Origin of the sequence: Pseudalkalibacillus decolorationis (assembly GCF_024609785.1) — a bacterium.
GTDB lineage: Bacteria > Bacillota > Bacilli > Bacillales > Fictibacillaceae > Pseudalkalibacillus > Pseudalkalibacillus decolorationis.
This window is the reverse complement of record NZ_JANHJQ010000003.1, coordinates 214655-236157: the sequence shown is the minus strand read 5'-3', so window position 1 is coordinate 236157 and position 21503 is coordinate 214655. Positions and strand designations below refer to the sequence as shown.

Annotated in this window: 15 protein-coding genes and 1 pseudogene; 2 read left to right on the top strand and 14 right to left on the bottom strand. The window is 40.3% G+C overall.

What is annotated here, in order from left to right; genetic code table 11:
• Positions 1 to 156 precede the first annotated feature (156 nt).
• Positions 157 to 1059: an AraC family transcriptional regulator gene (locus tag NON16_RS04705; protein ID WP_257347444.1), complete on the top strand. Its 903-nt coding sequence runs from the start codon at positions 157 to 159 to the stop codon at positions 1057 to 1059.
• A 120-nt stretch (positions 1060 to 1179) separates the two neighbouring features.
• On the opposite strand, the gene NON16_RS04700 is transcribed toward NON16_RS04705, so the two are convergent.
• The 5 genes and pseudogenes from NON16_RS04700 to NON16_RS04680 form a co-directional block, all read right to left on the bottom strand.
• Positions 1180 to 1869, bottom strand: a complete 690-nt coding sequence (locus NON16_RS04700) for a DUF4405 domain-containing protein (RefSeq protein ID WP_257347443.1) — start codon at positions 1867 to 1869, stop codon at positions 1180 to 1182.
• An 85-nt stretch (positions 1870 to 1954) separates the two neighbouring features.
• Complete coding sequence (locus NON16_RS04695; RefSeq protein WP_257347442.1) at positions 1955 to 2695, bottom strand: cytochrome P460 family protein; 741 nt, start codon at positions 2693 to 2695, stop codon at positions 1955 to 1957.
• A gap of 977 nt (positions 2696 to 3672) precedes the next feature.
• Positions 3673 to 4845, bottom strand: a complete 1173-nt coding sequence (locus NON16_RS04690) for an MFS transporter (RefSeq protein WP_257347441.1) — start codon at positions 4843 to 4845, stop codon at positions 3673 to 3675.
• Positions 4846 to 4885: 40 nt separating this feature from the next.
• A pseudogene (locus tag NON16_RS04685) lies at positions 4886 to 5660 on the bottom strand (family 1 glycosylhydrolase); the annotation flags it as partial.
• Between the two features lie 256 nt (positions 5661 to 5916).
• Positions 5917 to 7077: an alpha/beta hydrolase gene (locus NON16_RS04680; protein WP_257347440.1), complete on the bottom strand. Its 1161-nt coding sequence runs from the start codon at positions 7075 to 7077 to the stop codon at positions 5917 to 5919.
• A 319-nt stretch (positions 7078 to 7396) separates the two neighbouring features.
• On the opposite strand from NON16_RS04680, the gene NON16_RS04675 reads away from it, so the two are divergent.
• Positions 7397 to 8305, top strand: coding sequence for a LysR family transcriptional regulator (locus NON16_RS04675; protein WP_257347439.1), 909 nt, complete (start codon positions 7397 to 7399; stop codon positions 8303 to 8305).
• Between the two features lie 781 nt (positions 8306 to 9086).
• Here NON16_RS04675 and NON16_RS04670 read toward each other — a convergent pair.
• From NON16_RS04670 to NON16_RS04630, 9 genes are all read right to left on the bottom strand, one after another.
• On the bottom strand, positions 9087 to 11753 hold the full coding sequence (locus NON16_RS04670; protein WP_257347438.1) for a glycoside hydrolase family 84 protein: 2667 nt from the start codon (positions 11751 to 11753) through the stop codon (positions 9087 to 9089).
• Between the two features lie 33 nt (positions 11754 to 11786).
• Positions 11787 to 13364 carry an FAD-dependent oxidoreductase gene (locus tag NON16_RS04665; protein ID WP_257347437.1) on the bottom strand — a complete coding sequence of 526 codons (1578 nt, stop codon included), beginning with the start codon at positions 13362 to 13364 and terminating at the stop codon, positions 11787 to 11789.
• 427 nt (positions 13365 to 13791) lie between these two features.
• Complete coding sequence (locus NON16_RS04660) at positions 13792 to 15462, bottom strand: alpha amylase family protein (protein WP_257347436.1); 1671 nt, start codon at positions 15460 to 15462, stop codon at positions 13792 to 13794.
• Positions 15463 to 15573: 111 nt separating this feature from the next.
• Complete coding sequence (locus NON16_RS04655; protein ID WP_257347435.1) at positions 15574 to 17124, bottom strand: DUF4127 family protein; 1551 nt, start codon at positions 17122 to 17124, stop codon at positions 15574 to 15576.
• 61 nt (positions 17125 to 17185) lie between these two features.
• Complete coding sequence (locus NON16_RS04650) at positions 17186 to 18079, bottom strand: carbohydrate ABC transporter permease (protein WP_257347434.1); 894 nt, start codon at positions 18077 to 18079, stop codon at positions 17186 to 17188.
• 12 nt (positions 18080 to 18091) lie between these two features.
• Complete coding sequence (locus tag NON16_RS04645; RefSeq protein WP_257347433.1) at positions 18092 to 18961, bottom strand: carbohydrate ABC transporter permease; 870 nt, start codon at positions 18959 to 18961, stop codon at positions 18092 to 18094.
• Complete coding sequence (locus tag NON16_RS04640) at positions 18958 to 19869, bottom strand: ROK family protein (protein WP_257347432.1); 912 nt, start codon at positions 19867 to 19869, stop codon at positions 18958 to 18960. The genes NON16_RS04645 and NON16_RS04640 overlap by 4 nt, the downstream gene beginning before the upstream one ends.
• A gap of 15 nt (positions 19870 to 19884) precedes the next feature.
• Entirely contained in the window at positions 19885 to 20739 is an 855-nt protein-coding gene (locus tag NON16_RS04635) for a MurR/RpiR family transcriptional regulator (RefSeq protein ID WP_257347431.1), read from the bottom strand.
• A complete protein-coding gene (locus NON16_RS04630) occupies positions 20690 to 21433 on the bottom strand; it encodes an N-acetylmannosamine-6-phosphate 2-epimerase (RefSeq protein ID WP_257347430.1) in 744 nt (247 codons plus the stop codon). Before NON16_RS04630 ends, NON16_RS04635 begins: the two co-directional genes overlap by 50 nt.
• Positions 21434 to 21503 lie beyond the last annotated feature (70 nt).

Genomic DNA, 21503 nt, shown 5'->3' with positions numbered 1-21503 from the left:
ATCAACTTGAGCATCCTAATTATGCAACAAATGAAATCACAACTGGTATCACAATCGCATCAAATGATTGCATAATCCTCTCGCAACCATTTACTCAGAAAGTGAATTAGCTTTATAATGAGACCATCACGGATGAAGAAAACAAAGGAGGATTTTATGTTTGAACAATTATATAGACAAAGAGTAGAGCTCTCCAAAATCATAGAGGGTCAATCAGGACGGGACGGTACTCAAATGACTGCTATTCCGTCTTTATTTTTCTCCCGTTATTCTAATGATACTGGGCCAAATTACGGAGTTCACAAGCCTTCCTTATGCATTGTTGTTCAAGGGATGAAGGAGGTATTGCTGTCACAGGAGCGCTTCAGGTACGGTGCTGCTGATTACCTTGTTGCATCCGTTAACCTGCCAATTACCGGTCAAGTCACGGAAGCATCTTCAGAAGTTCCTTACCTTGCTCTCAAACTTGAATTTACACCGAGTGAAATATTAGAGGTGTTACGTGAATTCCAAATGGGAGCTGACAAGAAGGAAAATGCTAAACGAGGTATGTATGTCAGCAAAATAGAGCCATCTTTGTTAGACGCGGTAACAAGATTGGTTCGTTTGCTAGATACTCCAGAGGACATCCCGGTACTTACTCCTCTAATTGTGAAAGAAATCATCTATAGGGTTCTACAAGGAGAACATGGGGAAATGCTGAAACAAATAGCAATAGAAGGAAGTTCTACCCATCAAATAAGTGACGTGATTGAACATATCATGAATAACTATGAAAAGCCTTTTAAGATTGAGGAACTTGCGGAAATAGCAAATATGAGTGTCTCTTCACTCCATCGGCACTTTAAAGAGATAACCGCGATGAGCCCAATTCAATTCCAAAAACAACTGAGACTTCAAGAAGCCCGGAGCCTGTTATTATCCGAATCAGCAGATGCAGCAGATGTTGCATTCCGGGTAGGATACGAAAGCCCATCCCAATTCAGCCGTGAATATTCTCGTATGTTTGGTTTACCACCAAAAGAAGATATTAACCGTCTGAAGGCGACATATGGATAAAAAAGTGCATTAATCCGATCCTGGATTAATGCACTTTTTCATTCTGCAAATTTGCCCTTATTAAACCTTTTCCAATAATTCATTTGATATTCCTCTCTTTTAAACCTGTATCAATTTCTTTTAGCTGCTCCTTGTAAGCCTAGTTTTATCCCGCTTTTGAACAAATTTCAGAACGTAATGAGTCCCACTAATATATATTCCCATTATGGATAGATGATCTATTAAAAAGCCCATGGAGGACTCATCAAAGTTCCAACCAAATGGATTATATATGGTTAACTTGTAAAGCATATCTCTCTCGAAAGAAGCCTGCACACCATAAACAACAATCAACACCGCTATGACACGCAACACAATTGTATGGATACGGCTGGTGCTGGTAATTCCCGTCATCTTTCGTACTGCATTGAAAATTGTTCCCCAGGACATTCCTATATGCACAGCCATGAAGATAAATCCCCAATATGAAGTCATAACATGTATCTGTAATAGAATCATGTCATTGTTTATAGGAAAAAAGGGAAAGATGTCACGGGAAATTGGCACAGAACTTATCATCACTACAGCCATAGATACAAGAAAAAGCAGATTAACCACTATGCTCAGAATACGTCGTACATTGTACTTGCCCTTAAAAATCGTCTTATACCATCTTCGATTTAAAATATTGTGGGCAATAAACAACAAAAACAATAAAACTCCTACTAGTTCATGGATTGTATTTCCGGTAATATGGTAAGCCATTGCAACTAACATCAGAACTGTCATAGAAAGGTCAATAACCAACCTGATTAACATCTTTCGATTCAAAGAATTCTCCTCTATCTATTTAATTAATCACTGGATTTTGTTTCCATAGTGGACATGAAAGTATCCTTTAATAGCAACACATCCATTAGCTTTTATATTGCTGTAAATACATCTTCAAAAGAACGTCCTTAATTTTTTTCGCTTTTTCCTCATCATCTATTAAATTACTTTCTTCTTTATTTACATCCTTAGAATCATTCATATGAGCAGATATCTCACTTACCTTCCAGTGCTCTGTAGGGATAGCTGCAATTGGGGTTTCTGTACTGCTGTTCTTTGATTGTGCAACCTCTCCTAAATCAAACTCTTTCATGGCATCTAACGAATTCACAAAGTCATCCCGTTCCTGATTCGCGTGGCAGGAAAAGCAGCGACCGATGTCTTCCTCGTAATCCAACGACCTGTCGCCATTGAATTCCTGGTATAGCCAATCCCCGTTACGCGGGGTATCGGGGGGGTTCTGGTCGCCCCAGCCAGTGCGCTTTTCCATCACGAAGATTTCATCAAGATCTTCATCTCTATATATCTCGAGAGTAATTACTGTGCCACTCGGGATTGGTTGCCCGTTCTGCACCGCTTCGATCGCTTCCCGGCTAGTGTAGAGTTCCTCTCTGACATTTCCTCGATGCACAGTCGTGTAGTTCACACCCTTATCGTAGTTCTCAGGAAATTTGACAAGTTCACGGTCATACCCAGATGGCTCCTGCTGGGAAGTGTCACCCGATGCCTCCTCTTGGGAAATGTCATTTGTTTCATTGTTGCTGTTGCAAGCTGTAAGATTGAGGGACATCACCAATGCAAGGGACGGAAATAATAGTTTTTTCAAATTGTTTTCCTCCTCTAATTTTTTGTACTTGTATTGACTCGTGTAGAGTCAAAGATTCTGGGATGTCGTGCTGTTCTTATGGTTATAATTACTAATTCACCAAAGGTAATAACTATTTTATACGTTAGGAAAGTATAACTTTTCAGCAAGAAGAATGACCTCCGGTGAAAAAAAGTTTAAGTCCCAAGTATAAGTGCAGCTAAGGCTCAGCCTGCACCAAGGCTTGGCTTTGCCAAGTTTTCTTTAATTGGGGACTGTTGGCTTATTTTTCATTTATCAAGTTAACTCTGTTTAGAACTTGGGTTATCATTTTACAAAATAAATAATAGTTATAGAAAAAGTAGAGGCTTTTTTATTATGCAACAAATGAAAAAGCGACCGTTATCCTATTCCTCTCAAATGGTTGCCTAATCCTCTCGCAATAAAAAATTAAGTTACGTGCCTAGTTTATTTTCACATAATCACAAATAGCTTCGAATAGAAAAAAGTGCTCTATATCCAATACCTGTTGGAAATGCTTTCTTTAAATTACTAACTGGAATTAAATGACTTAATAGCTTTATGTATAGCGGAACCAGTGGGATATTATTGGGAGAGGAATCTATTGTCATCCCCATGAAAATAGCGTCAATAAATGAGGAAGAAGAAAAATAACCACTTGGCAAAGGGGATTTAACCAGGGTATAAACAATCTCATCTCTATCTTAATATATACTTCCAATTTAGTTTCCGTAAAAAGAACCGAAAACGGTAGTTTATGGAACTAGTAATAATTCAATCAGGAAACAATCTGTCATTTTAGGTGTTATTTTGCACCTATTTTAAGCGCTATTTTGTACTATAAGTAAATATAAAAAGTCCAATTTCTCAGCATTAAAATTGAGAAATTGGACTTTTATCGTTACTTCAGAAATGCGCCTGATTACGGAAGATCGTTCAAAGACTTTATTGAAGAAAAGCCCCCGTTAGGTTTTTTCTTAACTAGCAAGTTGATTTGTTTTAGATCTATACATATAATTTCTAAGTAAAATACATATAAAACCTAACACTAGTGAAAGTACACCTACGAATAAAATATACTCTGTTCCAAATTGTGCGATAATGATTCCGGCTATAGCAGCTCCAAAGGTTGTGCCTAAGTTAACAGAAGTTAGAAATAACCCATTTGCAAAATCTGGAGCTTTGGGAGCGGAAGACATAATCCAATATTGATTAATATTTGCACCAATACCTCCCAATATTCCCCAAACTAAAATAATAATGGCTGTAGGTATAGTAAGTTCAGCTACAAAGAAAAAAATAAGATAAACAGCAGTTAATACAATAGGGAAGATGGTTACAGAACGGATAGGATAGTCTGTAAGTAATCTGCCTGCAATAATATTCCCTATAATATTAGCTAGACCATAAACAAGTAACATGGTACTAATTAAATTTGACGACATATTCGTTACAACATCTAAATATTCAGCGAGATAACTATATACTCCGAAAATGGCTGCATTTAAGAAGAGAACTGCCAAAATAGAGAGCCACGTAATTCCATGCGTTAAAATCTTTAACTGAGAACCGTAAGAAAGCCTTTCTTGCACCGGCATAGAAGGTACAAATAGTAACGTCGCTATAAATGTAAAAATATTTACGACAGCAAAAAAGGACATCGCTATTTCAAGTGAAATCGTATTAGCAATAAAGCTTACCACTGGAACACCTAAGACCATACCTGCGGAAACCCCTATAAATACTTTAGAGATAGCTTTTGGTGCTTCCTTTTCGCTAACAGAAGCAGCAGCAACTGATAAAGCTATCGAGACATAGACAGGATGGAAGAAGGCTGGTATAACACGTGCTATTAAAGCAACCGTAAAATTGGTTGTAAAGATGAAAATAATATTACCAATAATGAAAATAACCAATACGAGTAACATTACTTTTTTTCGATTGATACGAGAAAACACTAATGGTAGCGTTGGTCCAGCAATGGCAATGGCTAGCGCAAAAAGACTAACCATTAAACCAGCTGTCGAGACACTGACATCAAAATGATCTGCTAAGTCAGGGAGTATGCCAATTACACCCATTTCGGTATTGATAATACCAAAAACACCAACTGCTAAGATAAATATAAGTAAACTTTTAGAATTCTTCATAAAATATTGTTCCACTTCCTTTAATCAATCATTTTGACGTTTATTCTAATTTATCTCCATTTGTAGCGATGACATCTTTATACCAATAAAAAGATTTTTTGCGTTTACGGTCTAAAGTTCCACTGCCATCATCATGTTTATCGACATAGATAAATCCATAACTTTTGGACATTTCCCCTGTTGAAGCACTGACTAAATCAATACATCCCCAAGGAGTATAACCCATTAGTTCCACACCATCCTCTATTGCTTCCCGCATCTGAATGATATGATCTCGGAAGTAACATTCGATAATCAGCATTTATAGAACCATCTTCTTCTATTTTGTCTTTTGCTCCTAAACCGTTTTCCACAACAAAAAGTGGTTTCTGGTATAGATCATAGAACTCGTTTAGAGTGATCCTTAATCCGATAGGGTCAATTTCCCATCCCCATTCTGTACCTTTTAGGAAAGGATTTTTTACACCTCTTACGATATTTCCTTCCATCATTTCAGTTGAATTCTTTTCTTTCATTTCCGTGCGTGACATATAGTAACTGAAACTTATAAAGTCAACAGTATATTTTTTTATCAAATCTAAATCCCCATCATGAATATCCAATTTAATGTTGTGTTCTCTAAAATGGCGATGAATAAAGGATGGGTATTCTCCTCTAACTTGAACATCTGCACAGAAATTATTGAAAAAACGTGCTTCTTGTTGCGCGTATAATACATTTTCAGGATTACAATCTATGGAATAGGTAGGTATATAAAGAATCATGCACCCAATTTGTGCATTTGGAATAATTTCATGACAAGCCTTTACAGCAACCAAATCCTGATTACCAATTGTTATTTTTATTCTGGTACCTTCCACGTCGCTCTTCTCTCCTGCTTGATTTGTTCCGTTCGCAAGGCATAAAAAATTTCAGCTTATGGTAGCGAAAAACAAATAAATCCCATCTAAGGGGTTTTATTCCATTAGATAAAAAAGGTGAATCCCGACAAGATAAGCGGGATTCACACAGTGGGTTTCACTCAAAGTACCATTGGCACGCAAAGCTCTCTACGATCTTCCAACACAAGCCTTATTTTTTCTTCAGATTTTCTTTGAAGAAGGACTCGAGCTTGTCAAAGGGGATTAAATTCACCCGGTCGTACAGATCCACATGCCCGGCGCCCGGAACAATGTAGAGCTCTTTTGGTTCGGCTGCACGCTTGTATGCATCTTGACTGAATTCGATGGAATGAGCCTGATCACCCGTAATGAACAGCATCGGACGCGGAGAAATCGTCTCGATATCTTCGAACGGGTAGAAGTTCATGAACTTCACGTTACTAGTTAGCGTCGGGTGCGTTGTCAGCTCAGGCGATGAACCTTCAGGCGTATATTCACCTCTCGGCGTACGGTAGAAATCATAAAACTCACGCTGGATGGGGCCAGTGTTTTCATTCAATTCATGTACCGTACCACTAGTATATTTGGTTTCACCGCCTGTAAACTCGACATAGCGTTGCTCCGCCGCCTCTGCGATGATCGCTTTTCTTTGCTCAAGGGTCTGTGAGTGGTTCAGTGCGTTACGGTTGGCCGCGCCCATATTGTACATACTCACTGTCGCAATGGCCTTCATGCGTGGGTCGATTTTGGCCGCACTGATCACAAAGCTCCCGCTGCCGCAGATACCAAGAACACCAATTCGCTCTCTATCGATAAAGTCTTGCGTGCCCAGATAATCGACCGCAGCACTGAAATCCTCGGCATAGATATCCGGCGACACAGCGTTGCGCGGCTGACCCTCACTCTCTCCCCAGAAAGACAAATCCAAGGACAAAGTAACGAATCCCCGTTCAGCCATTTTCTGGGCATACAAATTCGCACTTTGTTCTTTTACTGCGCCCATAGGATGCCCGACAATGATTGCGGGATGTTTGGTGTTCTTATTCAAACCTTTGGGAATATAAAGATTCCCTACAACATTCATGTTGTATAGATTTTTAAACTCAACCTTTTTCATGGTTACCTTGTTGCTCTTGTAAAAGTTGTTTGCTCCATTGGACAAGTCCGGCGTGTATGCAGCCCCAACGCCGGTCGTGGATGCATTTTCTTGAGTGTCTCCATTGTTGTTTACATCGCCTCCTCCACCTGAGGCTGATGAAAAGAAGGTGCTGGATAAAAACAAGACCAGAGCTACCAGAGCTACTGGTATAAGTATCTGAATACCTCGCTTGATAATAGATTTTTCTTTCAAGTACAATCCCTCCAATGTTTTTTGCTGACTTTATTATTATCCCGGTCACATTTGAAAACCCTCCACGGTTTATTTCCACTCTCTAGACTATCTTAAAATATGTCCTTATTCTAAGGTTCAACGTGGTTAACGCTCGCAATTTTGTTCATTTAAATAATCAGAGCGTATATGAACAACAAAAAATTTTCCTTTCCTCCCTCCTTTGTTATTCATTCTAGCGTGTTTCGTTTTATATAACTAATACTTATATCTTATATCAAGATATGCTTGAAAGACATTTCTTAAACGTATATACTAAGGCATAAAGGAGGAGTGAAATATGGAATTTAGAGTTTTGCGATATTTTCTTACTGTTGCAAGAGAAGGAAGCATTACGCGTGCTGCTGATTTTTTGCATGTTACACAGCCTACCTTATCAAGACAATTAAAAGACCTAGAACAAGAGTTAGGGGAAAAGCTATTTATTCGCAGAAGTCACAGTATCGTTCTCACAGATGAAGGGATGCTCCTACGAAAGAGAGCAGAAGAAATCGTTGATATGGTCGATAAAGTAGAGGCAGAATTTAGTTCTAAGGAAGAAACAATAAGTGGCGATATTTACATAGGTGGCGGGGAAACAGACGCCATGAAACAGGTTGCACGGGTAGTAAAAGATTTACAGTCAAGTTATCCAAATATACGGTATCACCTCTACAGCGGAAACGAAGAAGATGTGACTGAAAGACTAGATAAGGGATTGCTTGACTTTGTTATTTTAATTCAACCGGCTGATTTATCAAAATATAATTATATCAAGATCCCAGCCAAAGATGTTTGGGGCATTGTTATGAGGAAAGACAGTCCTCTTGCTTTAAAAAATACCATTCAAGCAGTAGATTTATTAAATGTTCCGCTAATCTGTTCACGACAGGCTATGAAACAGACATGTTCTAAAAATGAATTTGCGGATTGGTTTGGCGAAGATTTTGATAAATTAAACGTTGTGACTACATACAATCTTGCATATAACGCTGCCATTATGGTTGAAGAGGGCATTGGTTATGCAATAACCCTTGATAAAATAGTGAATACATCTAGTGATAGTAACCTTTGTTTTAGACCGCTAGAGCCAAGACTTGAATCTGACTTAAATATTGTTTGGAAAAAGCATCAGGCTTTTTCTGCTGCTGCTGAGATGTTTTTAAAAGAAATTCAGGCGAAATTTTCAAATTCTTTATCAGATGTATAGGAAAATCTCGTAATAATATTATGAATTATTTATTATAATCTATTCCTCGAAGAAGCCACCATAGGTTTACCTAGGTTATTGACCAGTACGTTAATGCGTCCAAATCGGGCAACTGCCAACTTAACGGTAGCCTAGGCTCCTTTGTGAATATTTTCACTTGATCTAACCTGCTCGTAAGTTTAATAGCAATAGGTAAGACTTTGAGGTAATCTCCATCTTTTCCCCTGCTCCACACCCAACGTGCGATTTTCACCGCATTAGGCGTTCCATCATATTCTTTTAAACTAAAGCAATTAAATTACTAACTTTACGAAATTTGTTTAACTTCTTCAATTGTTTTCCATCTAATTGAAGACTGTTCATATATCGTTCAATCGTCTTTTCATTTGTAGAGTGGATTAGTCTATGGACATCTTTATGTACAATTACAAGATTGTTAAATTCATCTGTTCCCCCATATGTGGGGTATCTTATGGTGACAATGCACCTTATCGGTAGTCAAAAATTCCCCTGTTACTGCACATTTTCCTAATTGCATAGAGTACCTTGAAATTCTGTTATCTGCAAATTCTAAGTTGTCTTTGTCGTAAGGTATTTTTAACATCTTGTTTATTTCTATGGCAATGTCAGCCCTAAGATTTTTGTTTAGCTGCTGCATCCTATGAGCCCCAATCGTTTCGCCGCCTTATTCAAACGTTTGATTGATCATGTAAAAAGAGCCTGATTCAATTATAGAATTCAGGCTCTTGGTACTCTGTTATTGATTTTCATATTCATTATTTCATTCCACAATAAACTCCCTCACCTGTGCCCAACCCGTTTGGTCGCTCAACACTTTAAACCTAACAAATCTTGCTTGTTCCTCTTCATCCAATACAATTGAAATTTCATCCTGATCCTGATACTCGCCTATTACCTCCCAGTTGCTTCCGTCCTTTGAGATTTCAACAACACCATGTTTAATATAATCATTAGGCCTTGGAACAGGTCCGCTCGCTGATGCCATATAAAGCTCTATTGAACGGATAGTTTGGAGCTCGCCTAAGTCAACCCCGATATAATCACCTTTTTTTGGAGACCCTTTTGTCCAATATAGAGTATTAAGATTTCCATCAGTCATGTTTCCAAGAGCGAACGTACTATATGCATCTATGGTAGAGAAAGGCCCTGCCTCTTCTCGCCCTCCAAGCCAAAGATCATTCGTTTTTAATGCCTGATTGATAAACGGCTCCATTACCTGGTATGCATAGGTTTTCTTATTCGGCACATCATAAACGCCCTCATCAATCGTAATCGTAACCACACCGTCCTCTATTGATACATTCGCTCCGACGATTGAATTGTTTGCGGGCCAGTCACCGTCTCCACCGGAATGGACACTTAATACATATCCATTGTCAGGGATCACTGAATTGTTTCCACCTGAATCCGTTACTTTACCATCAACAACGGTTATCTCATAACCCCATTGATTGGTACCAGTCCTTTCTCCAAATTCAGAAGTGTACATGACAAGCTCACCCCAGCCCCTTGGCGCATTAACTCCATCAAGTGTCCTTGAAGCTTGTTGCTGTTCTTCAAACGTTCTATCTGTCGTATCATTGTTCAGTACTTCTTCTAGTTGCAATCGATAACCCTCTGTTACTTCTTTATCACCGCTCTGTTGTGCAAGTAACATTTCTACGGCCAATTGACCTGCCACACCGTAATGCTTCATTTTATCGATCCAAGGGTTCATCTCTTCTGAAAAATCCGTATTATCGAATTCCTTCTCTAATACATCCGCAGCAGCTTCAAGCTTTTTCAATTCCATTAATAGTTGATCTGCCTCAAGTTGCCCTTCTCCATTTTCATACCCACTCCAGAACGAGTTGATCAGTGGACTTAATGTCGGTGATTCTTCCTCACGAAGAGGTGAGGACAAGGCATTTTCTGCAAAGGTGGTCAGTTCTTCTGCAAATGAACCTCCGAAGTCTTTAATACTCGCTTGCCAAGACTTTTTAGGGTCATATGCCTCGGGATTCCAAGTGTAATCCGCTACTGTAAATAACGGTATTTTAGAGGCTTGTGCATATTCCATTGGGTTTGCTGTTAAGCCACGAACACCATGCTCCGTAAGTTCAGCATCTCTGCCAGATAATGGTCCCAAAAAAAGTCTGTCGCGCGCAAAATCATTAACCGGAAAGTTGTCCCATATTAAAAGGTCATGCTTAAATATGTTTGAGATCTTTTCTGCATCTTCATTGGTAATTGTTTCAGTTGTAATCCCAATACCTGTCCAATACACGAGAACCTCTGAATCTACCAAGTCAGCAAACTGTTCTCTATACGTGCTTGTCCCGTCCTGATAATATTCGGTAGGAACAGTGATCAATCGGTTTGCCCCTTCATGTGTTTCAATAAATTCCTTCTGAAACTTGTTCAACAAATACGCTTGTGCGGAAGCTGATGGACTAGGAGCAGATCCGAATTTTTCACGGTCTTCTTCACAATTCATATCTTGGAAAATATCATCTAAAAGAATGGCAAAGTCTCGCACGCCTAAATCCCACATCGCTTGAGCTTTATCCATAAGCAACTCGAACTCGCCCTCATCGGAATAACACATATCTAGCCCTGGAGAAATCGTGAATACAAAATCGATATGATTCTCTCTTGCTTCGTCCACTAACTTCCCTATTTCAGCGAGCTTGTCTGGTGGATAAGGATCTCTCCATTGATCGCGATGGTAAGGATCATCTTTCGGAGCATACACATACGTATTCATCTTATTTTCTGCATAAAAGTTGATTTGATCAATCCGGTCTGCTTGGGACCATGGTTCACCATAAAACCCTTCAATAACCCCTCTAATCGGCATTTCAGGATAATCTTCTATGACTACTTCTGGTATCCTATTTCGTCCTGGATGTGATTTAACGAATTGTTTCAACGTTTTCACACCGTAAAAGGTACCATCCCAATCAGCACCAGCAAGAATAATTTTCTTCTTTCCATCATTTCCTTGCCCCGCTGCTAGTACATATCCTTCTTTTGGAAGGGGGTTGTCTAATTCGGTATCAAGTGTTCCCAGTTGTTTGGTGATAAAGGCTGCTTCTGGGTTGTCCGCGATATAAACCGTAACTGGTGTGGTCGGCTTTTCAAAAGGTTGAAATGTCTTAATTTCTTTAACACCCGCTGATACTAATGTTTCTTTTAACTCATCTACAACGGTTTGGTCATTTGGTTCAGCTACAACAATTCCGACAACTGGGGATAAAGGGAAACCTGAGCCATTAACTTCAATATTCTGAGGGGTAGGATAAATCGATAGTTCTGGGGGGTCATTTTGTGCAGAGACGGTTGATGCTAAGGAAACGGAACCTCCAATGACTGAAGACACAACAAGAAATAAGGATAGTAAGCAGCAGAAAACCGGACGTCTTTTCTTTTTTACAGACAAATCCATAATTACTACACCCCTTATATAAAATTTTTCGATTTACTCAATTAAGACACTATGAGGCCATTCAAGCTCGATCCCTTGTTTCTTAAGGAGAGATTGGAATTCATCAAGCTGTTCTTCGTTTTGCCTGACTGCTCTAGGTTCAATCCCTTTTTCATGAGCATAAGCCGCAAGATAACCTGCAGACTCCCCAATGTTCCATTCAACTGGATGGACCCGGAAGCACCCATTGGTAATGTGAGTCGCACCAATGTTTTTGCTCCCTGCGATTAGATTGTGCATTCGTATTGGCAGTAGTGCACCAAGCGGAATTTGGAAAGGCAGACTAAGTGTGTAAAATAGTTGATTCGTCACAACCGTTGGATGTAAGTCAATGTGATAAGATCCTATTCCCACTGAATCCCTGACTTTGTTTACGCCATTATTTACTCGAGTGTCAGCTGAAATATCCTGTTCTTTAACCCTTACTTCTGCTTTTATACGTCGTGACTCTCGAATGTACGGGTACATGGCAAGCCCGTCTTCCGTCCCTGCAACATCTCTTCGTAACCGCATTCCAGGAAAACCTGTTTTACCATCTTCTCTTGGTGCTTCTGTTTGCATCCAATAAAGCAAAGATAAGCTTAATTGCCGTGCACCTTTTAAATGTTTCAGCCGTTCTTCCTCACTCACCTCATAAATCGGGCCAAGCCAATAATCATTTTGAGGCCAGTTAATTAAAGAAAGATCACCATTAGCATAGCCTTCTTCAAATAGGCTTTTATCAAGGGCCCTTCTATACTCCCAAAGCGAAAATAACCCTTTCTGAGGAAAAAGTGTGAACAATTTTGATTTTCCTGTAGCCGCATCAGGTCCAAACCAACTCAACTGCTTATGTTCGAGGAAATCAGCTTGATAGCTTTTCCAAAACTTATATTGCTGAGGTTTTTCAATTGTGTGGTTTTCACCCTCAATATAATCTACTGCGAAACAGTGCGTAATGGACTGCATATCCATCGGTTCAGAATCTCTCGACAGTACATGAGGTTCGCCAGTATCATTAACAGATTCTGCGCCTGTCACATATTCAGCCCCTGCTAACGGAAGAACATCACCGCACTCCGTTGCATCAATAAAAATGGATCCACTTATGGTGACTAGGTTATTTGTCTCAAGGTTTCGGACAGTAACAGCAAGAATTTCATCCCCGTTTGTCTCGGCAGCCTCTGCTTTATGTTGTAAAAGAAGTGTGATTCGACCGCTGTGAAAATAAGGTGCCAGCATATCGTGTAAAACTGCTAATGAGACTCTGGGATCATGAGAAATCCTACTGACAAGCGCGTTTCCTGGATTCAGCCTTGATATTTGCTTCGCCTTTGCAGTCAGTGGGTAATTATGATGATAGTAAGCTCTCACACGGTTGCGGAATTCACGATAGGTTCTCGTACATCCGAATTGTTCAATCCATTTATGTTCGTCTGGGGGGACCAGCTGGCTCGTTAATTGTCCACCGATTCGTGCTGTTTCTTCTGTTAAGATGACTTTTTTACCTAGCTTAGCTGCAGAAAGGGCCGCCATACTGCCTCCAAGCCCTCCACCTATGATAATAATTTCACCATTCATTTCTTTAGTCATTGGCACGACTCCTTTCACGCTTTATGTATGAACGAAGAGGACCGTTTAATTTTCGCTGATATAATCGAAGTTTTCGCTGATATATTTTGGATTTCGCTGATATAATCGAAGTTTTCGCTGATATATTTTGGATTTCGCTGATATAATCGAAATTTAGCTGATATATTTTGGATTTCGCCGATATCATCAAAATTTCGCTGATATATTTTGGATTTCGCCGGTATAAACAGGATTTCGCTGATATATTGAATTGGTATCACTTCTAGGAACCAGATTATACCTTCCAATGGCTTAATTCTTCTAGATTTAAAATCCCCCCTCTAAAATCCAGTACTCAGCACCTTAAACTTGAACTTTGGCCATAAATTAAGGGTGCTAACCCATATAAGTGAGTCAAACACTTTATGGATCAGCACCTTCCCGAATATTATTTGTCTTCCCTTATCATCTTTAACAGTCCTGGAATTTGGTGCGGTGGTTTAGATTCCTCTGCAAATTCCTCTTCAATGATGTCCCACCAACCGAACTGTTCTAAGTAAACAAGGTCAAAGAGCATGATTCCATGCGTCCTGTCCATTACGGATCTTAACCCTTTCCGGAACTGTTCAGGATCACCCTTGTATTGGTTTAGATAAAGGCTTCCGTAAACGAAGGTTGCTTCATTAACAACATCAAACGCCATGTCAGCTGACCCTTCAACACTATACCAATCAGGGTTACCAGCCTCTACAGCTTCCTCTCGAGTAACTTCATGGAAATAGTTACCTGTCATTAAGAAATCCAGCACTTCAGCATATCCTGTTTTGCCGTAATCAGGACTTGCCCAATCAAAATCTGGCTGATGTGTTTTACTTGCCCAGTTTACTCCCTCACTATAATATAGTGGGTACCATGCACCGACATACGTGCTGAAGAATAGTGAAGAATCCTTCTCATGGACAACGTTTTCTGCCGTTTTGAAGAAGTCTTGTATGTTGCCCGCTCTCCATTCAATCCACTTTTGATAATACTTACCTGGAATGATTTCTTCCCCTTGCTCTGTAAATTCCATTGTATAGATATCCTCTGGCCAGTTTGTTACGCTTTCACCGACATACTCTTCAAATTGTTCACGACTAAGATCACTAAAATCGGCGTGGACGTTGGAATATCGTGCACGATCGAGAACAATTCCATCTACGTCATAGTTACTAATAATCTCATCAATAATACTCAGCTCATAATTTTGAACATCTTCGCGAATCGGATTAACAAATGTAGAGAAACTTGGATATTCTGATGCAGGGACTAGCTCTGATTTTGAAGCGGAATAATCAAGTTTGTCACCTTCATGAACATTTTCTAAGATCCACGTTCTCGCTTCACCATGACCTGAAAGTACTACACCGTTATCCGGTACGGTTACCGCAGGTGCTCCGTATGTTCGATCTATCACCTTTGTGACAACTCCATCAGTTACCTGCACTTCTGCCCCCCATTGATTTGCTGGAGAAGCATCATATTTTGCAGGTGTATACATAACAAGCTGGTTCGAGCCTCTTGTGGTATTCACACCAGTGATGTCAAAGGTTGCTCCATCACCAGTCTTCGCAACACGTGAGGCTTGATAGAAAGTTGATTGCCATTCAGGATTTTCATATGCAGGACCATCCTGATAATCGGTGTTTCCTTCTGAAAACACGTTGACATTTGCATGAACCTGTATCCCATACTCATGGGCGACTTCAATAACTTCTTTTAGCAAATCGTATCCTTCAGGGAATCCGTCGTATTTAGGGATCTCAGATGTGCTCATATGCGGGGCAATTTCACTTGAATAACCGACAAAACCAGTATAATTTTTCACATCTAGGATGATGGTATCTATGTTTGCTCTTGCTGTTTTTCCTACAATATTTTCGACTTTTTCACGCGTATTGAGATTTTCAATATTTGCAGAAAGGTCATACCATAAAATTCTTGCTTTCTTGTTTTCATCTTCTACGAGGTTTTGAAGTACACGATGTCTTGAGTTGTCATTTCCTCCTGTTGCAAATGCAGGAATAGCCAAACTAATAAGCAAAACAAGTGACAATAGAACACCAAATGCTTTTTTCATCAAATCCCTCCGTTTAATTCAAATGAAAAAGTCCGGGCAATTGCGACACAAGTATCCTGATCGTTGTTTGACCACCTCCTTAAAATTAGAGTCCGACTAGAAAGCGAGAATTCAAGTACTTTCATTTTTGTTTCTTTCATCAAGCCGGACCGTTAATCCGATTTCAAAGGTTCGATTCCAAGGAAGGAAAATGCTCGTTATTGATGGAACAAAGCCACTGAACAAATTTTCCAAGTCTAGTTCATTTGCTGTTTTCAAAAAAGTTTGTTTAACTTCCCCAAGTAGTTGGGCTTCCTCTAAATCCGGTTCATTAACACGATCTCTCACCTGTGGGCGAACTATGGTTTGATAAAGATAGTCTTCTAAAAGTCGTAACAGTAACTGTTCATAGTGTCTTCTAGTAAAATCTGATTCGTTCAATTTAACAGAATTCTTATGTAAATGAACCATTGCTGCATGGGCAATGACTGTTCCAAGTGAATTGCCCGCTGTATTCCATCCGGCATAGCCCGTCAATTTTTTAAAAATGCTTGAATCTAGCAATCTAGGTATGAGTGCAGGGTCTGCTCCGTTCGAATAGGCAAGATCTGCAATCGCTACCATTTTTCCTGTTCCAAGATAATGCTTGACCTTTAATAGCCATTCTCCAAGGTTTCGATCTGCTGTATCTACTTCATCGAGGTCTTTTTGCAGAGCAAGGTCCCCCTGTTTCTTTCCTGGAACGTTCACCGCGAGTAAAATGTCAGCTCCGACCGAACTTTCAATTGTGAAAGACCCAAAGGCATAGACCTGCCCTTTAACAGATTCAGCAATCGGTCGGTCTTCGTACATCGCCGGTGATAATGCCCCTTTTTGACCGCTGAAAAACGGATGAAATACCGGCTTCTGCAAGTCTTCTAGATCATAAATCATTCTAGCAACCAGAGTACTAGCAACTTCATCCGCTCCAGGGTAAATAAAAACGTTATCATAGAGTTGACGCGCAAGAACCTCCTGCGAAAGTAATTCCTGTTCTTGAATGTTCATCCCGTACTCAGAGGTATCATCTTGAGGGAAAATCAAGGTGTCGAATAGACCACTTTCTACCTCATCCAGCAAAGTCCGATTAATAGCAAAGTTTCGTTCTCGAGTATTCTTGTAATCTTCCAATATCCAATCAGGAATCTCAGGCTTCAATCGTTCAACAAGCTTTTTGGAGGCCGGATCCTTCGTCTTAGCATAACGGTGGGAATAGTAAGAATACGTCCACAGTTCTACACCATAACGGTCCCAATAATCCTTCTCCTCTTCATTTACATAAGAGTTGGAAATCCGCATCGTAGCGCTGAAACACATAATCTTCATATTCGGATTCTTTTCTTTTAACTTACTTATCAGCTGAATTCGCGAACGGACTTCATCAATAGAGGCATCTGAAATTCGTGACGGGACAAGCCCTCCATAACCGAGCATATCAATCGAGATTACTAGCCCGTCCACTTCATCAACCGTTTTTTCGAGCCATTGCTGCAGCTCTTTGATATTGCCTGGCTCCTTCAAAAAACCTAAATATTCACATTCAGGAACGAGGATCTCCCACCCTCCTATAGCTGCTAGTTGACAAGGAAGGTCTCTCGTAACCGGTCTTGCATCGACGGGAAGCAATGCTATTTTTCTATTCACCCCTATCGCCGTCCTTTCATAATATAATTGCCCTGCAGTCTACTACTCTCTTAGTTCTCTATTAGCCTTTTACTGCCCCGCTGGTCGCGCCTTTAATAAAGTAACGTTGAAGGATTAGGAAGAAAATGATGATTGGCAGGACTGAAATGATCGAACCTGCAGCTATCAAGCGCCAATCTGCAGAAAACAATCCGGTTAATGCATTTAATCCGAGCGGAAGTGTATACATGCTTTGGTCATCTAAAATAATCAACGGCCACAAGAAATCTCCCCATGCCATCACAAAAGTGAAAATGGCTAGCGTGACCATCGATGGCTTCACCAGCGGTAGAAGAATTCTCCACCAGATTTGAAAGCTATTCGCTCCATCCATCCGGGCTGACTCATCAAGTTCGTACGGAATCGTAATAAAAGCCTGCCGCATTAAAAATATACCGAAAGCGGTCGTCGCATGCGGTAAAATCAAGCCCGCATACGTATTTTTCAGACCAAGATCAAGAGAGAGAATATAAATCGGAATCATCAAAAGCTGGAACGGGATCATCATCGTACTAATGATCAGTATGAATATGATGTTTTTCCCCTTAAACTTCATTCTAGCTAGTGGATAGGCTGCAAATGAACAAAACAGCACATTCAGTAATACCGTTAAAAATCCCACGATTGTACTGTTCATTAAATAAGTCCAGAAAGGAAATGCCTTCATTGCATCTGCGAAGTTAGTAAGTGTAGGGCTTTCCGGGATGAACTTAGGTGGATAGCTGAATATGTTTTCATGTCCTGATTTCAGTGCAGTAGATAGAAGCCATAAAAAAGGACCAAGCATGCCAAGTGCAACAATAATGAGTAGTAAATAAACCAGTATATTTTTAACCGTTCTCTTTGTCTTCAGTTTTGTTTTTGGACGAGTTTCAGCAATGGCTGTTTGTCGTTTCGTATAGACAGGAGTTTCCATTTCTTATTCCCCCTATGCAACATTCTCCTTCTTACCCATCAACTTCAAGTTCAGTATCGAAAAGACTAGTGTAATGATGAAAAGCACAACACCAGCTGCACTCGCATATCCCATGTTCAAGCTTTCAAATGCTTCTTGATAGATGTAGAACACTAGTGTCTTTGAACTGTTTAAAGGACCTCCGCCTGTCATAATATAAATTTCTTCAAATACTTTCATGGCAGCGATAGAAGACATCACGGTCACGATAATAATGGACGGCATCAACATCGGAATCGTAATACGAATCGTTTGCTGCCATTTGCTAGCTCCATCAATTTCTGCCGCCTCATAAAGGTTTGATGGAATCGACTGCAATCCAGCAAGGTAAATCACCATGTAATAACCTAGGCCCTTCCAAATGGTTACTGCCATAACAGAAAACAGCGCCGTCTGTTCTGAAGTGAGCCAGTGAACAGGTCCATTGATGATCCCGATCACTTCCAGCAAATAATTGAGGACCCCTTTTTCTGCATACACCCATTCCCACGTAATCCCGACTACAACCCAGGAGGTGACAACAGGTATGTAGTAAGCAGAACGGAAAAATCCGATTCCTTTTATTTTTTGGTTAACTAGGATTGCAAGGAAAATAGGTAAGATAATCAATGCAGGAACTACACCAATTAAGTAGATAATCGTCTGGATCAATGTTTTCCAGAACAGGTCATCTTTAAATAATTCATTATAGTTTTCTGTACCGATGAACTCTGGTTGTGTAATCATGTTGTAATCCGTAAAGCTTAGCCATATTGCCTGCAGCAACGGATAGAAAATGAATGCACCTAGAATTGCACATCCAGGTAACAGAAACATGTATGGAGTCAGAGCGTTTCGTTTCACACCTTTTCTTCTCCCTTCTGCAATACATCGAATAGCAGCTTCACAGCACCAATCATCCCTGCTTTGTTTCCAAGACTGGCAGGTAAAACATCAATGTGCACCTCTTGCACTGCAAGCTTTTGCTTTAACAAGTGCCACCACTTATCTTGCGAGTCAATGACCCCTCCACCGATAATGACCGCTTCAGAGTCAAGACCGATGGAAAGATTATAAAGGACGAGAACTAAATCATTCAGATAAACATCAACTACCGGTTTAATTTCCTTGTCACCTTTTACGAAAGCCTCGAATATTTCATCCCCATTTTCAAAAATACTATGATTGGATTGTTCATTCGCGATTCTTAATAATGCTTTTCCAGAAAGATACTGCTCGATACATCCCTTTTTCCCGCAGTTGCAGTCTCTTCCATTCGGATAAAGGATCACATGGCCCCATTCTCCACCATTCCAATTGTGGCCACGTACGATTTCTCCGTCTATCTTATTTGCACCACCAACTCCTGTGCCAAGTGTCAGCATCGTAATGGATTTGTACGGTTTACCCATGCTCCATAATTCACCAACGAGCGCCGCATTCGCATCATTATCAACTACAACTGGGAGCGAATATGTATTTGTTATAAAATCCCTTAGATTAATCCCCTGCCACCCAGGGAGATTATCGGTACTATAAACGACCTCGCCACTTTTCACATTCACTCTACCTGCTGTACCTATGCCGATCCCGGAAATTCCCACTTCCCCTTCAAGCACCTGGTCGATCGTACGGGTCAATGAAGAAAGAATCCCCTCTCTACCTTCTGAGATAGCGGTAGGTATAGAAACCTGTTTATGAATGTTTCTATAGTCATCTATAAGAGACCCTTTGACTGTAGTTCCTCCGATATCTATTCCAATTGCTTTCATCTTATCCACCACTTTTTAGTAAATCTTATTTACAACCGCCTGTGCCGTCTTTTCTTTCATTTCTATTGACGAATTTTTGTGTTTCAGTGCTAGACCCGTGCACAATAGGTCAATGACAAACAGCTGTGAAATTTTGGCTGCAAGCGAACTACCTTCAAGTGGAGATTCCTTCCCACCGTTTATCAAAACTGCGTCAGCAAGCTTGGTAATCGGTGACCTTGCATAATAAGTGACTGCAATTGTCTTTGCTCCGTTTTCCTTAGCGATTTTCAAGGTATCGATCGTGTCTTTTGTACTTCCTGATACACTTATCCCGACGATAACATCATCTTTTGTCAGTGTTGCAGCAGTCATTGCCTGAAGATGGGGATCAATTACGGCATCTACCCTACGTCCGATCCGAAGAAACCGATTCTTAGCATCTAGTGCTGTCAGTCCTGACGTCCCGACACCGATAAAATGAACAGAAGCTGCGGTATCGATCATTTCAATCGCCTTTTCGATCGCTTCTTCACTATTCATTGATACGGTTTCTTGAATTGCGTTTATCATATCAGTGGAAATAGTCGGAATAAGACCCGCTTTCACACCCTGGCCTGTTTCTTCTCCTAAGCCATTTGCCAAATCCTTTGCGATCGTAAGCTTGAATTCCTGGTACCCCTTCAAGCCGATTTTTCGACAAAAACGTAACACCGTTGTTTCTCCAACTTCTGCTGCATCCGCAAGATCCGTTACAGAATAATAAATCACTTTTTCAAGTTGGTTTAACACGATATCTGCCACTTTTTGTTCTGATTTTGTAAGTGATGGGAAGTAGCTGTTAATCAACCCTTTTATATTCCCTGTCCGATTTGCTTGTTTGACCGTCATGTGGCTGCCCTTCCTTCTTTAACAAATTGGTATATTTCTTTGTGATTTCCTGAGGCCTTGTGATTGCTGAACCAACTACTACACTATGAGCTCCAATCTGAAGAGCCTTTCGAGCTTCTTCTGGGGAGTTGTATCGCCCCTCTGCAAAAACAGGAATGGAAAGTCGCTTTGATAACCGTTCTACCAGATTAAAGTCTGGCCCTTTAAGTGATGGAGAATAGGAAGTATAGCCTGATAATGTCGTTGATACACAATCCACCCCTAATGCGGCTGCTCTTATCCCTTCCTCATAGGTTGAAATATCAGCCATAATACCGATCCCGTTGTTGTGGATATGATCAATTAATTCCTCTATTGACTGTCCATTCGGGCGTTTTCTTGTCGTACCGTCAATGGCTATGATCCCGACTCCAGCATTTATCAGTTCATCGACTTCGTTAAGTGTCGGAGTAATGTATATGTCGCTTTCTTCATACATTTTCTTTACTAATCCTATAATAGGGAGTGTTATCAGCTTCTTAATTGCCTTGATATCGTCAGCCCCATTTGCCCTGATGCCAACTGCCCCGCCAACTTCAGCTGCTTTAGCCATCTTCGCCATTACCTCTGGACCATACAGCGGTTCATCCTTCAGTGCCTGGCAGGAGACAATCAATCCTCGTTCTAGTTGTTCCAATATGTTCAGTGATTCCATCGCTATACACCACCACTCTATTAAATCTCGAGAAATTACTATACTAAAAGTGCAAGCGCCCTGTTCAGGT

Coding starts and splice junctions, on each gene's coding strand:
- NON16_RS04665 (WP_257347437.1), bottom strand. CDS start 13,364: ATGACTAAAGAAATGAATGGTGAAATTATTATCATAGGTGGAGGGCTT.
- NON16_RS04630 (WP_257347430.1), bottom strand. CDS start 21,433: ATGGAATCACTGAACATATTGGAACAACTAGAACGAGGATTGATTGTC.
- NON16_RS04660 (WP_257347436.1), bottom strand. CDS start 15,462: ATGAAAAAAGCATTTGGTGTTCTATTGTCACTTGTTTTGCTTATTAGT.
- NON16_RS04690 (WP_257347441.1), bottom strand. CDS start 4,845: ATGAAGAATTCTAAAAGTTTACTTATATTTATCTTAGCAGTTGGTGTT.
- NON16_RS04675 (WP_257347439.1), top strand. CDS start 7,397: ATGGAATTTAGAGTTTTGCGATATTTTCTTACTGTTGCAAGAGAAGGA.
- NON16_RS04640 (WP_257347432.1), bottom strand. CDS start 19,869: ATGAAAGCAATTGGAATAGATATCGGAGGAACTACAGTCAAAGGGTCT.
- NON16_RS04635 (WP_257347431.1), bottom strand. CDS start 20,739: ATGACGGTCAAACAAGCAAATCGGACAGGGAATATAAAAGGGTTGATT.
- NON16_RS04705 (WP_257347444.1), top strand. CDS start 157: ATGTTTGAACAATTATATAGACAAAGAGTAGAGCTCTCCAAAATCATA.
- NON16_RS04650 (WP_257347434.1), bottom strand. CDS start 18,079: ATGGAAACTCCTGTCTATACGAAACGACAAACAGCCATTGCTGAAACT.
- NON16_RS04670 (WP_257347438.1), bottom strand. CDS start 11,753: ATGGATTTGTCTGTAAAAAAGAAAAGACGTCCGGTTTTCTGCTGCTTA.